The 14,905-nt window shown below is 73.0% G+C and carries 12 protein-coding genes and 1 pseudogene; 10 read left to right on the top strand and 3 right to left on the bottom strand.

The window, feature by feature from the left end:
* Positions 1 to 218: 218 nt before the first annotated feature.
* Positions 219 to 2,003, top strand: coding sequence for an N-acetylglutaminylglutamine amidotransferase (locus tag ACLQ2X_RS23435; protein ID WP_425683236.1), 1,785 nt, complete (start codon positions 219 to 221; stop codon positions 2,001 to 2,003).
* A gap of 23 nt (positions 2,004 to 2,026) precedes the next feature.
* Positions 2,027 to 2,290 carry a hypothetical protein gene (locus ACLQ2X_RS23430; RefSeq protein WP_425683235.1) on the top strand — a complete coding sequence of 88 codons (264 nt, stop codon included), beginning with the start codon at positions 2,027 to 2,029 and terminating at the stop codon, positions 2,288 to 2,290.
* Positions 2,291 to 2,382: 92 nt separating this feature from the next.
* On the opposite strand, the gene ACLQ2X_RS23425 is transcribed toward ACLQ2X_RS23430, so the two are convergent.
* Together ACLQ2X_RS23425 and ACLQ2X_RS23420 are read right to left on the bottom strand one after the other, a co-directional pair.
* A complete protein-coding gene (locus tag ACLQ2X_RS23425) occupies positions 2,383 to 3,387 on the bottom strand; it encodes an Acg family FMN-binding oxidoreductase (protein WP_425683234.1) in 1,005 nt (334 codons plus the stop codon).
* Between the two features lie 109 nt (positions 3,388 to 3,496).
* Positions 3,497 to 4,726: a PucR family transcriptional regulator gene (locus tag ACLQ2X_RS23420; protein WP_425683233.1), complete on the bottom strand. Its 1,230-nt coding sequence runs from the start codon at positions 4,724 to 4,726 to the stop codon at positions 3,497 to 3,499.
* An 83-nt stretch (positions 4,727 to 4,809) separates the two neighbouring features.
* Here ACLQ2X_RS23420 and ACLQ2X_RS23415 point away from each other — a divergent pair, with 83 nt between their 5' ends.
* The 8 genes and pseudogenes from ACLQ2X_RS23415 (at position 4,810) to pyrE (ending at position 14,215) form a co-directional block, all read left to right on the top strand.
* Positions 4,810 to 5,901, top strand: coding sequence for a ferredoxin reductase (locus ACLQ2X_RS23415; protein ID WP_425683232.1), 1,092 nt, complete (start codon positions 4,810 to 4,812; stop codon positions 5,899 to 5,901).
* Positions 5,902 to 5,912: 11 nt separating this feature from the next.
* Positions 5,913 to 7,052, top strand: a complete 1,140-nt coding sequence (locus ACLQ2X_RS23410; RefSeq protein ID WP_425683231.1) for a fatty acid desaturase family protein — start codon at positions 5,913 to 5,915, stop codon at positions 7,050 to 7,052.
* Between the two features lie 309 nt (positions 7,053 to 7,361).
* Entirely contained in the window at positions 7,362 to 8,570 is a 1,209-nt protein-coding gene (locus ACLQ2X_RS23405; protein WP_425683230.1) for an alanine--tRNA ligase-related protein, read from the top strand.
* Positions 8,571 to 8,637: 67 nt separating this feature from the next.
* Positions 8,638 to 10,107 (top strand): ATP-binding protein, encoded by a 1,470-nt coding sequence (locus tag ACLQ2X_RS23400; RefSeq protein ID WP_425683229.1) that lies wholly within the window; start codon positions 8,638 to 8,640, stop codon positions 10,105 to 10,107.
* A gap of 16 nt (positions 10,108 to 10,123) precedes the next feature.
* Positions 10,124 to 11,944 carry an acyl-CoA dehydrogenase gene (locus ACLQ2X_RS23395; RefSeq protein WP_425683228.1) on the top strand — a complete coding sequence of 607 codons (1,821 nt, stop codon included), beginning with the start codon at positions 10,124 to 10,126 and terminating at the stop codon, positions 11,942 to 11,944.
* 267 nt (positions 11,945 to 12,211) lie between these two features.
* Positions 12,212 to 13,159: an AEC family transporter gene (locus ACLQ2X_RS23390; protein ID WP_425683227.1), complete on the top strand. Its 948-nt coding sequence runs from the start codon at positions 12,212 to 12,214 to the stop codon at positions 13,157 to 13,159.
* A gap of 111 nt (positions 13,160 to 13,270) precedes the next feature.
* A pseudogene (locus ACLQ2X_RS23385) lies at positions 13,271 to 13,606 on the top strand (YunG family protein); the annotation flags it as partial.
* Positions 13,607 to 13,690: 84 nt separating this feature from the next.
* A complete protein-coding gene (pyrE, locus tag ACLQ2X_RS23380; RefSeq protein ID WP_425683240.1) occupies positions 13,691 to 14,215 on the top strand; it encodes an orotate phosphoribosyltransferase in 525 nt (174 codons plus the stop codon).
* A 4-nt stretch (positions 14,216 to 14,219) separates the two neighbouring features.
* On the opposite strand, the gene ACLQ2X_RS23375 is transcribed toward pyrE, so the two are convergent.
* Entirely contained in the window at positions 14,220 to 14,792 is a 573-nt protein-coding gene (locus tag ACLQ2X_RS23375) for a GIY-YIG nuclease family protein (protein ID WP_425683226.1), read from the bottom strand.
* Positions 14,793 to 14,905 lie beyond the last annotated feature (113 nt).

Genomic DNA, 14,905 nt, shown 5'->3' with positions numbered 1-14,905 from the left:
CGACGAACTTGACGTCCTCGTTGGCGAGGTATCGCAGGAGTTCCTCGGAATTGGCGAACACACGTCCTCCTGGCAGGCGTCGTAGATCATGGCCACGTGCCGTGGCCGGACCGCCCCGGCGACGTGGCCCGTACCGCCACCGTACGACGGCGCTCGGATCCCGGCTCGGCATCCGCCCATCCCGCGTTTCCTGCGTCACAGCTCGGGTAGTCGCGGGGATGTGCGGGATCTGCGGTGAGGCCAGGTTCGACGGCGCCACCCCCGACGCCGACGCGGTGATCCGCATGACCGCTGCCATGCGTTCGCGCGGGCCCGACGGCGAGGGCGGGTGGAGCGACGACTGGGTGACGTTCGGGCACCGGCGGCTGACGGTCATCGACCTGTCCGAGGCGGGCGGCCAACCGATGGTCCGCGACGACCTCGGGCTCGCGCTCGTGTTCAACGGGTGCGTCTACAACTATCCCGAACTGCGCGAGGAACTCCGCGCGGCCGGGCACACCTTCCACTCGACGAGCGACACCGAGGTGGTCCTGGTCGCGTACGCGCAGTGGGGTGAACGCTTCGTCGACCACCTGGTCGGCATGTTCGCGGTCGTGCTGGTGGACCGGCGGCGGCGCCGGCTGGTCCTGGCCCGCGACCGGCTGGGCATCAAGCCGCTCTACCTCGCCGAGTCGCCGGGCCGGCTGCGGTTCGCCTCCACGCTGCCGGCGCTGCTGGCCGGCGGCGACGTGGACACCGGCATCGACCGGATCGCGTTGCACCACTACCTGTCCTGGCACTCGATCGTCCCGGCGCCGCGCACCATCCTGCGCGGCGTCCGTAAGTTGCCCCCGGCCACCGTCCGGGTGGTGGAGGCCGACGGGCGCAGCCGCGAGCACGTCTACTGGCGGCCCGAGTACCGGCGCGACCCGGCCCACGCCGACATGGACGCCCACGACTGGCGGGCCGCGATCGGGGACGCGCTGCGAACCGCGGTCCGCCGGCGGCTGGTCGCCGACGTGCCGGTCGGCGTGCTGCTCTCCGGCGGCCTGGACTCCAGCATGATCGTGGCGCTGCTCCACGACGCCGGACAGCGCCATCTCCGGACGTTCAGCATCGGCTTCGACAGCCGGGGCGACGAGACCGGCGACGAGTTCCACTACTCCGACCTGGTCGCCCGCGCCTTCGACACCCAGCACCACCGCATCCGGCTCGCCGACGACGACCTCGGACCGGCCGTACGCGCCACCGTAGCGGCCATGACCGAACCGATGGGCAGCCACGACGTGGTGGCCTTCCACCTGCTCTCCGAGCAGGTGGCCCGGCACGTCAAGGTGGCGCAGTCCGGGCAGGGCGCCGACGAGGTGTTCGCCGGCTACGGCTACCACCACCGGCTCGCCGGGGCCACACGCGGAAACGCGGCGGCCGAGTTCACCGCCGCGTTCTTCGACCGGGACCACGCCGGGCTGAACCGGGTGCTCGACCCGGCGTACGCCTGCGAGCGGGACGCCAGCGGCGAGCTGGTCGCCGCGGAGCTGGCCGCGCCGGGCGCGCAGAGCGCGGTGGACGCGGTGCTGCGCCTGGACACGCACCTGATGCTGCCCGACGACCCGGTGAAGCGGGTGGACAGCATGAGCATGGCGTGGGGGTTGGAGGTGCGCACCCCGTTCCTGGACCAGGACCTGGTGACCCTGGCCGCGTCGTGCCCACCCGAGCACAAGCTGGCGCAGGGCGGCAAGGGCGTGCTCAAGGAGGTGGCCCGGGAGGTGCTGCCGGCCGAGGTGATCGACCGGCCGAAGGGCTACTTTCCGGTGCCGGCGCTGCGTAACGTCGACGGGCCGGTGCGGGAGCTGGTCGTGGAGGCGCTCAGTGCGCCCGAGGCACGCCGGCGCGGTTTGTTCCGCCGCGCCTACGTCGACGAGCTGCTCACCGAGCCGGACCGGGCGCAGGCGGCCGCCGGCAGCAACAAGCTGTGGCAACTAGGCCTGCTGGAGCTGTGGCTGCAATCGCACGGCGTGCGCTGAGCGCGGCCCGCCGGGGGAGGAGCATGGTGAAGTTCGTCATCGAGAGCCGGTCCGGCGGCACGGTGGGGTTCACCGTCGTCGGCGACGACGGGCGGATGCTCGCCACCGGGCGGCCCTACCCGGACAAGGGCTCGGCGCTGGCCGCGGTGGGCGAGCTGATGCACGGGCTGGGCGACGCCTGCGTCGAGGACCGTACCGAGGCCGGGGGCACGCCGACCGCCGGGGGCACCACGGAGATCGGCGACGACATGTCGGCCATCGGCCGCTCCGGCATCCCACCGGTCTGAGACCGGCCGAACCCGCCCGCCCGGCCGGGACGGTGGGTTCACTGCTCGACGGCGCTCACTCCCCACGACCGCGTGGGCCGCACGACGGCGGGTCACCGCGCCGGGGCCGCCACCTCGATGACGTCGGCCGCCGCGCGGCGCGGCGTGGGCGGCAGTTCGGCCTTCGGGCCCCAGCCGACCCGCACCACCAGGTACGCCTCGCCGAGGCCGGCGAGCAGGTCACGCATCATCCGGCGCGGCCAGGCCAGCTCGACGGCGTCGCTCAGCGGCGCGCTGGCCAGCCCTTCGGCGGTGGCGGTGAGCAGCAGCGCCGACAGCGCCTCGCCGCCGCGCAGCCAGGCCGCCGGCTCGTCGTGGTCACCGAACAGGATCAGGTACGCCGCGCCCCGGTCGAAGTCCGGGCCGGCGCTGAGTCCAGCCGCCCCGCCGGGGGTGTGGTCGCGCAGCGGCACCCGCCGTGGTGCGGGCCGCACGGCGTTCGTCGCGGGCACGCCGTCGCCGCCGGCCGCCGGACGGTTCGTCCACCTGTGCAGTTCCTCGCGGTACGCCGGATCGGCCAGCTCGGCGTCGGCGGCCCGTCCCGTCGAGACGGCGAGCATCGGCATCTGATCCGGCCGGACCACGTGCAGGTGGGCGCCCTCGGCCTCCACGGCGTCGCCGAGCCGGGCGAGTACCGCCTCCGGCACCGGCCGGTCCCCGTACGCGCGGCGGTCGGTGCGGCGGCGCGGGATCGCGTCGACGAGTCGTCCCGCCGGCACGTCGAGGTCCGTCGGGCCGGTGGCGTGCAGCCGCGCCAGCAGCGTCGGGTCGGCCGGGTCGGGCAACCGTTCGACGGTGGCCGCCCAGCCGACCGCGGTCAGCGACACGCGCGCGTGGTGCAGGGCGGTGCCGCAGCTGAGCATGAGCAGCCGGCCGTCTGGGTCGGTGTGGGTGAGCTGCCGGTCCGGGTCGGCGCGTAGTTCCAGCGCGTCGGCGGTGACCCGCCAGCGCCAGGGCTGGGTGTTGAACACCGAGGGGGCGTGCAGGGACTGGTGGGCCGCCGCCTCCAGCACCCGTACCGCCGGGTTCTGCTCGACGGGCGTCGATGACCGGTTCATGGTGGCGCCTCCTCGCTGGTCGTCCCCTGTCGACCCTGCCCGCCGTCGGCTGCGGTGACCAGGGCCGGAGGGCCCGGTCCCCGGTGACCGGGCCGGTCGTGGCGGCACGTCAGCCGGTCGTCGCCTCCGGCTCCGGGGGTACGGCGAGGGCGATGGTGAGGTCCAGGACGGTGGCCGGGTCGTGCAGGCGGTCGCCGAACAGCTCCCGGAGCTTGCCCATCCGGTAGCGCACGGTCTGCGGGTGCACGAACAGGTCCGCCGCCACGTCGTCGCGGCGTCCCTGGTGCAGCAGCCACGACCGCAGCGTCTCAGCCAGCCGGTGGGCGGTCGCCGGCGGCAGCGCGGCCAGCGGCGCGAGGGCCTGGGCGCGCAGGTCGGCCAGGGCCTCCGGGTCCATGCTGAGCAGCAGCGTCGACAGGTGCCGTTCGGTGTCGACGGGCCCGGCGTCCGGCTGGCCGACGCCCAGGGCGAGAGCCCGGGCGGCGCGCTGGTAGGAGGCGGCGACCCGGTGCCAGGGACGGGCCGGTCCGAGGACCGCCCGGTGCCCGTGCAGCAGCCGGGTCAGTTGGCGGCGCCGGCCGCCGTGCGCGTCCGGGACCAGCAGCACGGCCAGCTCCTCGACCGGGTTCAGCCCGGGCAGGTCCTCGCCGCTCTCCAGCGTGTGCGGGCTGAGCATGGCCAGCACCGCGCGCAGGTGCCGGCGGGACAACAGCACCACGGTGAGCGTCTGCGGCGGCGGCCAGTCGGCACGTTCGGCGCTGCGTCGCAGCGACTCCTCCGGCTCACCGGCGAGCAACTGCTGGGTGAGTCGTTCCAGGCTGCGGCGGCGGACCCGGCCGGCGCTGGCCAGCTCGTCGGAGTGCCCGGCGACGCTGGCCGCGGAGAGCTCGTCGATGTAGGCGAACATCAGTTCGGCGAACTCGGCGACCGTCGCGGCGGCGAGCCCGCCGCGCACCGTCGTGGTGGACACCTCACGCCAGGCCACCCGGGCGCCCACCCGGTACGCGGCCAGCAGCGCGTCCATGCTGCGCCCCGAGCGGGCCTCGCCGCTGCCCAGCGCGTACGCGGCCTCCAGCGCGGGGGTCAGGGGAGTGCTGGGGTCGAACGCCTGGGTACCCTCGATGAGCTGGAGGAACGTGTCGAGCGCGATGCGTACCGCGTTCTCGATCTTTGCCCGCATCGCGCCGGTGAGCGCGCCGGAGTAGTCCGGGACCTCGGCGGTGATCGCGGAGACCGTGCGCTCGGCGACCACCGGCAGCTGGCCGCGCAGCGTCGCCGCCATGCCGACGTCGAGGTTGAGGTGGGCGGCACGGTGTCCGGCCCCGGCCTCCAGCGACATATTGTTCCCTCCGAACAAAAACCCGCGACTGTTTCACCTTTGCAGGTCAAGAGTTTATGCGATCGGGCGGTCACTCTGGTTATATGACCACAACTGCCCCCCGCCGCTCCCAGAAGGGCTCCTTCCGGGACAGGCTGCTGCGGCTGGCCGGAACGGTCACCACCCCGTTGCTGCCGGACGACTACCTCGACCTGGTCGCGCCACTGCGTGCGGGCGCCCCGCTGCGGGGTCGGCTCGTCGCCGTCCGCCCGGAGACCCGGGACGCGGCGACCCTGGTGATCCAGCCGGGTCGGGGCTGGCAGGGGCACCTGCCGGGGCAGTACGTCCGCCTCGGCGTGGACGTAGACGGGGTGCGCCAGTGGCGCGCCTACTCGGTCACCTCGGCGCCCGGCGCCGTGGACGGCCGGATCACCGTCACGGTGAAGGCGATCCCCGACGGCAAGGTCAGCAACCATCTCGTACGCCGCATCCGACCCGGCACGCTCGTCCACCTAGACCAGGCCCAGGGCGACTTCGTGCTGCCCACCGCCCCGCCGGAGCGGGTCCTGTTCCTCACCGCCGGCAGCGGCATCACCCCGGTGATGGGGATGCTGCGCTCCGGTCTGGCCGACCGGGCCGACGTGGTGCTCGTGCACTCGGCGCCCACCCGCGACGACGTCATCTTCGGCGCGGAACTGCGCGCGCTCGCCGAGCGCGGCACGGTACGGCTGGTCGAGCGGCACACCGCCACCGCCGGCCTGCTGGACGTGGCGGAACTGGCCGACCTGGTGCCCGACCACCTCGACCGCGAGGCGTGGGCCTGCGGGCCGATCGGCATGCTCGACGCCGTCGAGGGGTACTGGACCTCCCACGGGCTCACCGAGCGGCTGCACACCGAGCGGTTCCGCCCGACGGTCATCACGCCGGGCGAGGGCGGCACGGTGACCTACACCGGGGCGGGGGTGACCGTCGAGTCCGACGGCGCCACCACCCTGCTCGACGCGGGGGAGAACGCCGGAGTGCTGATGCCGTCCGGGTGCCGGATGGGTATCTGCTTCGGCTGCGTCGTACCGCTGCGGCAGGGCGCGGTTCGCGACCTGCGCAACGGCGACGTGACCACGGCCGTGCCGGGTGACGGGGTGCTCGTGCAGACGTGCGTCTCGGCCGCCGCAGGCACCTGCGACATCGATATCTGAGGAGCCACCACGTGACCGTCATCCAGAAGAAGGCCGACAACCCGATCGCCCACCTGAGCGCCGAGGACATCGAGATCATCGGCAAGGAGCTGGACGCGATCCGGGACCGGGTCCTCGCCGACCGCGGGGAGCGGGACGCCCGCTACATCCGCAAGGTGGTCAAGACCCAGCGGACACTGGAGATCAGCAGCCGGGCGGTGCTGCTGTTGTCGCTGTTCCCGCCGGCCTGGATCGTCGGCACGGCCGGCCTCACGGTCGCCAAGATCCTGGAGAACATGGAGATCGGGCACAACGTCCTGCACGGCCAGTGGGACTGGATGCGCGACCCGAAGATCCACTCCACCACCTGGGAGTGGGACCACGTCTCCCCGGCCGAGCAGTGGAAGCAGTCGCACAACGAACTGCACCACCGCTACACCAATGTGGTCGGCAAGGACAACGACCTCGGCTACGGCATCATGCGCGTCGACGAGGACCAGCCGTGGCACCCGATGCATCTGGGCCAGCCGGTGTGGAACCTGCTCAACGCCGCGTTCTTCGAGTACGGCATCGCCGCGTACGACATGGAGCTGGGCGACCACCTCAAGCAGCGCAGGCTCAAGGACCCGAAGTTCCGGGCCAAGGCCAGGGCGGTCGGACGTAAGATCCGCCGTCAGGTGCTCAAGGACTACGTGGTGCACCCGCTGCTCTCCGGCCCCTCGTTCCTGTCCACACTCGCCGCCACGTTCACCGCGAACCTGCTGCGCAACGTGTGGAGCCACTCGGTGATCATGTGCGGGCACTTCCCGAACGGGGTGGAGACCTTCGAGAAGGAGTCCATCGAGGGCGAGACGCGCGGCGAGTGGTACCTGCGGCAGATGCTCGGCTCGGCCAACATCAGCGGCCCCCGGCTGCTGCACATCATGACCGGCAACCTGTCGTTCCAGATCGAGCACCACCTCTTCCCGGACCTGCCGAGCAACCGCTACCAGGAAGTCGCCCCGCAGGTGCGGGCGCTGTTCGACAGGTACGGCCTGCACTACACCACCGGACCGCTGCCCAAGCAGGTCGCCTCCGCCTGGTGGAAGGTCATCCGCCTGTCCCTGCCCAACCGCGAGAGCCGCCGGCAGCCGGTCGCCCCGGCCGCGCTGGCCGCCTCCGGCACGGCCTGACCCGCTGACCTCTTCGGTCCCGGCCGGTGGACATCCACCGGCCGGGACCTCGCCGTGTGCGCGCCAGGCCGGGCGCCGGGCCGGGAAAACCGCTGGGCACGACCGCGCGGGTCGCGCTACCGTCAGCGGTATGCAGAGCAGGCGAACCAGCACCGCCGCAGCCGCGCGAGCTTCCCGCTCGCCGGTTGCCGCCGCCTGACCTGCCCCACCCCACGCCGGCGACCGGAGACGGTCCGCCGGCGTCGTCGTGTGCACGCCACCGTTCGCGCGGCGGGCCGTCCGGTCACCCGTACCCGGAAGGCGCCCGCCATGACAAGCGACGAGATCGTCCGCACGTTCCTCGACCACTACCGCCGGCACGGCCACCGCGACGCGCCGGAGCACCCGCTGGTACCGCCGCCCGGCGACCCGGTGCTGTTCACCACCTCCGGCATGCATCCACTGACCCCGTACCTGCTGGGCCGTCCGCACCCGGGCGGCCGGCGGCTGGCCAACGCGCAGCGGTGCCTGCGCACCACCGACCTGGACGAGGTCGGCGACGCCACGCACCTGACCGTGTTCCGGATGCTCGGGTCGTGGTCGCTCGGCGACTACGACATCGCGACCAGCCTGCGCTGGGGATTCGACCTGCTCACCGACGGGTTCGGCATCCCGGCGGGAAGGCTGCACGCCACCGTGTTCGGCGGCAGCGACGACGGGCGGATCGGGCCGGACGAGGTCGCGCGGGACACCTGGACCGGACTGGGCGTGCCGGTGGAGACGCTGGGCGAGGACAACTGGTGGTCCAACGGCCCGACCGGTCCCTGCGGGCCGGACTCGGAGATCTTCGTGTGGACCGGCGACGACCCGCCGACCGGCACGCCGAGCGGCGACGGACGTTGGGTGGAGGTGTGGAACCACGTGCAGATGCGCCACCACCGGCACCCCGACGGCCGGCTCACGCCGCTGCCGCACTCCAGCATCGACACCGGCATGGGCCTGGAACGGTTGGAGATGGTGCTGCGCGGCGACCCGTCCGTGTTCACCGGCGACGGCCTGCGCCCGTGGGTGGAGGCGGCCGGCGACCGGTGGGGCGTGCGCTCGCCGGACCTGCGGATCGTCGCGGACCACCTGCGCGCCGCGACGGTCGTGCTCGGCGACGGGGTACGCCCCGGCAACACCGGTCGCGGGTACGTGCTGCGCCGGCTGGTGCGCCGCGCGCTGACCGTCCTGTGGCGCGACGATCCGGCACGCGGCCTGGCCGAGCTGCCGCCGCAGGTCCTCTCGGACACCCTGCGCCGGTTCGGCCAGCCGGCCCGCCCCGGCGCACCGGACTCTTCGCCGCTCGACCCCGGCGCGCCGCACGCGACGCTCGTGGACGAGGAGCGCCGTTTCCGGGGGCTGCTGCGACGCGGCAGGCCGCTCGTCGACCGGGTCCGGGCGCGCGGCCCGCTGACCGAGCACGACTACCACTGGCTGCACGACACCCACGGGCTGCCCCGTGAGCTGGTCGACGGTCCGCTCGCCCGGCCGCGCTGAGCGGTGGCCGCCGGGCCGGGCCGGTGCCAGACTCGAAGTCGGACGCCACCGCGACGGAAGAGGGCCGATGACCGCATACGAGGTTCGGCCGGACGAGGAGACGCTGCCGCTGTTCGGCGCCGAGGTGCACATCACCGACCCGGCCGGGCTGCTCGCCGCCGCCACGGACGGGCCGGTGGACCTGCTGACCGGCGGCGATTTCCCGGCCCCGGTCCGGGAGGTCCGCTGCACCGTGCGCGCCGACACCGCCGACGGGCCGCCGGTGCACCGCTTCGAGGCGTACCTGCGGGTGGAGGCCGCACCGGCCGGCCTGCTCGCCCTGGGGCTGGCCGGGCCGGTCGGCCTGCTGCTCGCCGAACGGCTGGTCGCCCGGGGCGGCGACGGCCCGGCCGCCGCCGCGGGCCGGGTGGCGGTGCAGGCCAGCCGGCGACTGTGGCCGCGGCCGGCGGGTGTCGCGCTTGTCGCACCACCCGGCGACCCCGCCGGCCGGACCGTGTTGCGCGCCGCCGGCGAGGCGGGCGTGCGGGCCCACGTCGACCAACGCGACGGCACGGTACGCATCCGCGTGGACGTGCCCAGCGCGGAGGTGGGCCCGGCGCACCTGCGGGCGGTGCTGGGCGTGCTGTTCCAGGCCGTCCGCGAACTGGCCGGCGACAGCGTCGAGCCGACCGTGTTGCGCGGCCGGACCTACCTGGTGGGACGGCGACCGGTCGCGGTGCCCGGACCGCGCAGCGAGACGGTGACCCTCGATCAGGTCGGCGGCCTGTCCGACGTGGTCGCCCGGTTCCGCGAGGTGGCGGTGTCGTTCCGGCATCCGCAGGCGATGGCCCGCTGGGGCGCGCGCCGCCCGCAGGGCATCCTGATGTACGGGCCGCCGGGCACCGGCAAGACCATGCTGGCCCGGGCCCTGGCCAACGAGATCGGCGCGGACTTCGTGGAGATCCGTACCCCGGAGATCCTGGACAAGTTCCTCGGCGGCTCGGAACGCAACGTCAAGCGGATCTTCCGGGACGCGCGCCGCTACCGCCGGCCCACCGTGATGCTCTTCGACGAGTTCGACTCGATCATCAGCTACGCCGGGGCCGGCGGCGACGCGGCCAGCCAGGCGGTCAACGCCGTCGCGGGCATCTTCAAGCAGGAGATGAACACGCTGTTCGAGGCGAACCCCGACGTGATCGTGGTGGCCACCACCAACTTCCCGCAGCGTGTCGACGCGTCCCTGATCCGCTCCGGCCGCTTCGACCTGAAAATCGCCATCCCCGCGCCGGACGAGGCCGGGCGCGCGGAGATCCTCGCCAAGATGATCCGGGAGCTGGTCGACAGGCACGAGCGGCCCGGTTTCCGGATGTTCGCCGACGACGTCGACCCGGCCGCCCTGGCCGCCGACACGGCCGGGCTCACCGGCGCGGATCTGCGCGAGGCGCTGCGCCGGCTGCAACTCGCCAAGGCGTTGCGTGAGGCGACGGAGGGTGCGCCGCCGGCACCGATCAGTCAGGATGACCTGCGGGAGGCCGTCGCCGGGTTGCGCCGCGGCTGACCGGAAGGAGTCCACGTTGTCCTCATCCGATCTGCTGCTGTCCCGCCGCGATCTCGCGTTCCTGCTGCACGACTGGCTGGACGTGACCCGGCTGACCGAGCGGCCCCGCTACGCCGAGCACTCCCGGGAGACCTTCGACGCGGTCCTGGACCTCGCCGCCCGGGTCGCCGCCGAACGGTTCGCCCCGCACAACCGGGCCGCCGACACCGGTGAGCCCACGTTCGACGGCCAGCACGTGCGCACCATTCCGCAGGTGAAGGCCGCCCTGGAGGCGTTCGCCGGCACCGGGCTGCTCGCCGCCACCATGGACGAGTCGGTCGGCGGGATGCAACTTCCGCACGCCGTGGCCGCCGCCGCCTTCGCCTGGTTCCAGGCCGCCAACGTGGGCACGTCGGCATACCCGATGCTCACCCTCGGCAACGCCAATCTGCTGCTCGCCCACGGCAGCGCCGCGCAGGTGGACACCTGGGTCCGCCCGATGGTCGAGGGGCGGTTCTTCGGCACCATGTGCCTTTCCGAGCCGCAGGCGGGCAGCTCACTGACCGACCTCACCACGCGGGCCGAGCCGCAGGACGACGGCACCTACCGGATCGTCGGCACCAAGATGTGGATCTCAGCCGGGGACCACGAGCTGACTGAGAACATCGTCCACCTGGTCCTCGCCCGCATCCCCGGCGCGCCGCCCGGCGTGAAGGGCCTGTCGCTGTTCATCGTGCCCAAGGTGCTGCTCGACGACGACGGCACGCCCGGCCCGCGCAACGACGTGGTGCTTGTCGGGCTCAACCACAAGCTCGGCTACCGGGGGGCCACGAACACGCTGCTCAACTTCGGCGAGGGCCTGCACCGGCCGTACGGGCGGGCCGGGGCGGTCGGCTATCTCGTGGGGCAGCCGCACCAGGGGCTCACGGTGATGTTCCACATGATGAACGAGGCGCGCATCGGCATCGGGGCCGGTGCCACCGCGCTCGGTTACACCGCGTACCTGAAGTCCGTCGCGTACGCCCGGCAGCGCCCCCAGGGACGGCCGGTCGCCGACAAGGACCCCACCACGCCGCAGGTGCCGATCGTCGGCCACCCCGACGTACGCCGGATGCTGCTGGCCCAGAAGAGCTACGTGGAGGGCGCGCTCGCCCTGGTGCTCTACTGCGGACGGCTGCTCGACGAGCAGAAGACCGCCCCCGCCGAGGCCGACCGCGAGCGGGCGCACCTGCTGCTGGACCTGCTCACCCCGATCACCAAGAGCTGGCCGGCGCAGTGGTGCCTGGCCGCCAACGACCTGGCCATCCAGGTGCATGGCGGCTACGGCTACACCCGCGACTACGACGTCGAGCAGCACTGGCGGGACAACAGGCTCAACGCCATCCACGAGGGCACCCACGGTATCCAGGCACTCGACCTGCTCGGCCGCAAGGTCACCATGCGCGACGGGGCCGCGCTGCAACTGCTGCTGGAAACCATCCGCAGCACGGTCAGCCGGGCGTGGAAGGCCGAGGGCTCCGCCTCGGAGCTCGCCGGGCAGCTCGGCGCGGCGGCGGACCGCATCGCGGTGGTGACGCGCCGGCTGTGGGCGTCGGGCGACCCGGAGTTGGCGCTGGCCAACGCCACGGTCTACCTGGAGGCCGTCGGGCACGTGGTGATCGCCTGGATGTGGCTGGAGCAGGTGTTGGCGGTGGAGGCGCTGGGGTCGCCGGAGGGGACCGAGGGGGAGTTCCTGGCCGGGAAGCGGCAGGCGGCGCGGTACTTCTACAGGTGGGAGCTGCCGAAGGTGGCGGCGCAGTTCGACCTGCTGGAAGGGCTGGACCGGACCACGCTGGACATGCAGGAGAGCTGGTTCTGACAACCCGCCGATGAAGGGGCTACTCCGACGCGGGAACCGTCGTCGCGTTGACGATCTCCTGGAGCGCGGCGACGACGGCGCGACACCATCGCCCTGGGGTTGGGCCTGCCCGCTCGATGCGCGCGTGCGGGATGACCCCGTGAAGCTGCGGATGAGCGGGATGTTGCTCGGTCTGGACGGGGGTACGAGGCGGAACGCGCGGCTTCCCGGTCGACGTCCACGTGGACAACGCCGGCCGCCCCCGGGACGCCCGCCGGTGCCGCCCCGATGAGTCTGGTGTCGGCGTTCGTACCGATCTGGATCCTCACCGCGGTCGGCTACGCGGCCTGTCGCTGGGGCCTGCTGGGCGAGGCGGCGGCGGTGCTCGGCCGGTTCGTGTTCCAGCTCGCGATGCCGTCCGCCCTGTTCCTGGCCCTGGCCCGGATGCCACTGTCCGGGTTCGCCGGCGGCTCGCTGCTCGCCTTCGGGGTGAGCACTGTCGCGGTTGTCGGGTTCGGGTGGCTCGGCGCGAGCCGGCTGTTCGGTCGCGAGCCCGACGAACGGCCGATCTGGGGCACGGCCGCCGGGTACGTGAACTCGGCGAACCTGGGCATCCCGATCGCGACCCAGGTTCTCGGGGACGTGTCGTTTCTGGCCGCCGTGGTGCTGCTGCAGGTGCTGGTGGTGGCGCCTGTGATCGTTGTCGTTCTGGACCGGCGCAGCGACCCGGCCGGGCGGGTACGGGTCCGCCGGATCGCCTCCCTGCCCGTGCGCAATCCGGTGATCCTGGCGTCGCTGCTCGGTGTCGCGTGCTCCGCTGCCGGCCTGCGCCTGCCGTCGGCGGCAGCCGCGTCGCTCACCCTGCTGGCGGGCGCTGCGGTTCCGGCCGCCCTGGTCGCGCTCGGCGCGTCGCTGCACCGCACGGCGCCGTCGCCGGCGGAGCCGGGCGGGCCGGCTCCGCCGGCAGAGCTGGCCGGGCCGGCCGAGTTGGCCGTGATCACCGCGCTGAAGCTCGTCGCGCAGCCGATCATCGCGTACGTGGCCGGGCTGGCCCTGCACCTGTCCGCGCCGCAGTTGCTCGCCGTGGTGGTGTGCGCGGGCCTGCCGACAGCGCAGAACACGTTCATCTACGGCCAGGAGTACGGCGTCGGCGAGGCGGTGGCGAACCGGGCGGTGGTGGTGACCACGACGCTGTCGATGCTGACCCTGGCCACGGCGGCGGCGCTCCTCGGGTAGGCGCTCATATCTGCGCCTTCTTGACTCTCGACCCGGTCGAGGGCAGACCCTTCCGGGGTGACGTCTGAAGAGCGCGACCAACAATCAGTCCCTCTCGCGATCGACCTGGAGATGCTGCGGCCGGTGCTGCGCGGCGGCTGGGGAGCGGACACCTGCGACCCGCACGATGTGCGGGACTGGCACGCCGGCAACGCGGCCCGTGGTCAGTGCGGGGTGACCGCGCTGATCGTTCAGGACCTGCTCGGCGGAGAGCTGGTCCTCGGCGAGGTCTTCGCCGGAGACGCCAAGGTCGGCTACCACTACTGGAACCGACTGGCCGACGGCAGCGAGGTCGACCTGACGGCCGACCAGTTCCGGCCATCGGAGGTCGTTGTCGGCGGTCAGGTCCAGCAGCGCCCGCCGGGCCCACCCCGACGATGCCGCCGGCAGTACGAGATCCTGCGCCATCGCGTCTTCGTAGCCCTCTACGGAGGCGGCCCAACCCAGGTTCGCGGACCGGGTCGGCGAGGTGGCGGATGCGAGACTGAGCGGGTGCCAACACCCCTCGCGCGCCGCGTCTACGATGCCTGCCATCTCACCGGACAGTTCCGTCTCCGGTCCGGGCAGGTCAGCGACGAGTACTTCGACAAGTACCTGTTCGAGGGCAGGCCGGAGTTGTTGCGCGAGGTCGCCGAGGCGATGGTGGCCCTGCTCCCGGAGTGTGACGTGTTGGCGGGGATGGAGATGGGCGGCATCCCCCTCGCCACGGTGATGTCCCAGCTGACCGGTCTGCCCACGGTCTTCGTGCGCAAGCACGCGAAGGACTACGGCACCGCCAAGGTCGCCGAGGGCGGTCCGGTGGACGGTCGGCGGGTCGTCCTCGTCGAGGACGTCGTGACCACGGGAGGAGCGCTGCTGGCCTCGTGCGGACCGCTGCGGTCCATGGGCGCCGAGGTGGAGACGGTGGTCTGTGCCATCGACCGTGAACAGGGCGGTCGGGAGAATCTGGCGGCCGAAGGGCTGCGGCTCCGCTCCGCCCTCACCCGCCGTGACCTGGAAGCCGACCTGGCGGCGTGAGGTTCTAGGGCTCGACCGGGCCGCTGCTGGCGTCGTACGAGTTCTTGGCGGCGACCACGGCCGGCTGGACGTGCTCGGGGTCGACGCCGTGGACGTTGAGCGGTGGGTGCAGACGCCGGACGAGGTCGGCCTCGATGGTTTCCGGCTCCGGGTCCTCCGCCCAGGTCAGGCGTAGATTCGCGTGCATCCACGCGGTCAGTCGGGCCTCGTCCTCGGCGACCAGGACGACCCGGTCGGTCCAGGTCGTCCGGTAACCCTCGGCAACGAGAAGACCGGCCAGGGTGCGGCGCAGGGTCGAGCTGCCCGAACGCCGCAGGTGGTTGCGCAGGATCCGCCCTCGCAGGCTGGTCGCTCGTCCCACATACAGCAGCCGCAGGGACGGGACGTTCTCGTTCGGCGGGCCGGGAAGGTCGGGGAGGACCGAGGGGGCAGCCCACCAGGCGTAGACACCGCTGCCCCGGCTGAGTCGCTTGACGGCGACATCGAGTTCGACGGGCGCGCCGGAGAGCAGCCGCAGTGCCTCTTCGACCCGGGCTCCGTCGGTGGGGGTGTCGCGTCGTGTTTCAGGATTGGTCATCGGGACCATCCTAGGCGTCCCGCGGATCGGGCCGCTGGGCTGCGTGAACACCGCATGCCGCGCGGCTGTGTCCGCGACCGCCGGCCGACGGGCGCGGAATCGATCGTCATGCG

The sequence above is a fragment of the Micromonospora sp. DT31 genome, assembly GCF_049841795.1.
Classification (GTDB): Bacteria; Actinomycetota; Actinomycetes; order Mycobacteriales; family Micromonosporaceae; genus Micromonospora.
Note: the sequence above shows the minus strand (reverse complement) of the source record. Positions and strands in the feature narration are given on the sequence as shown.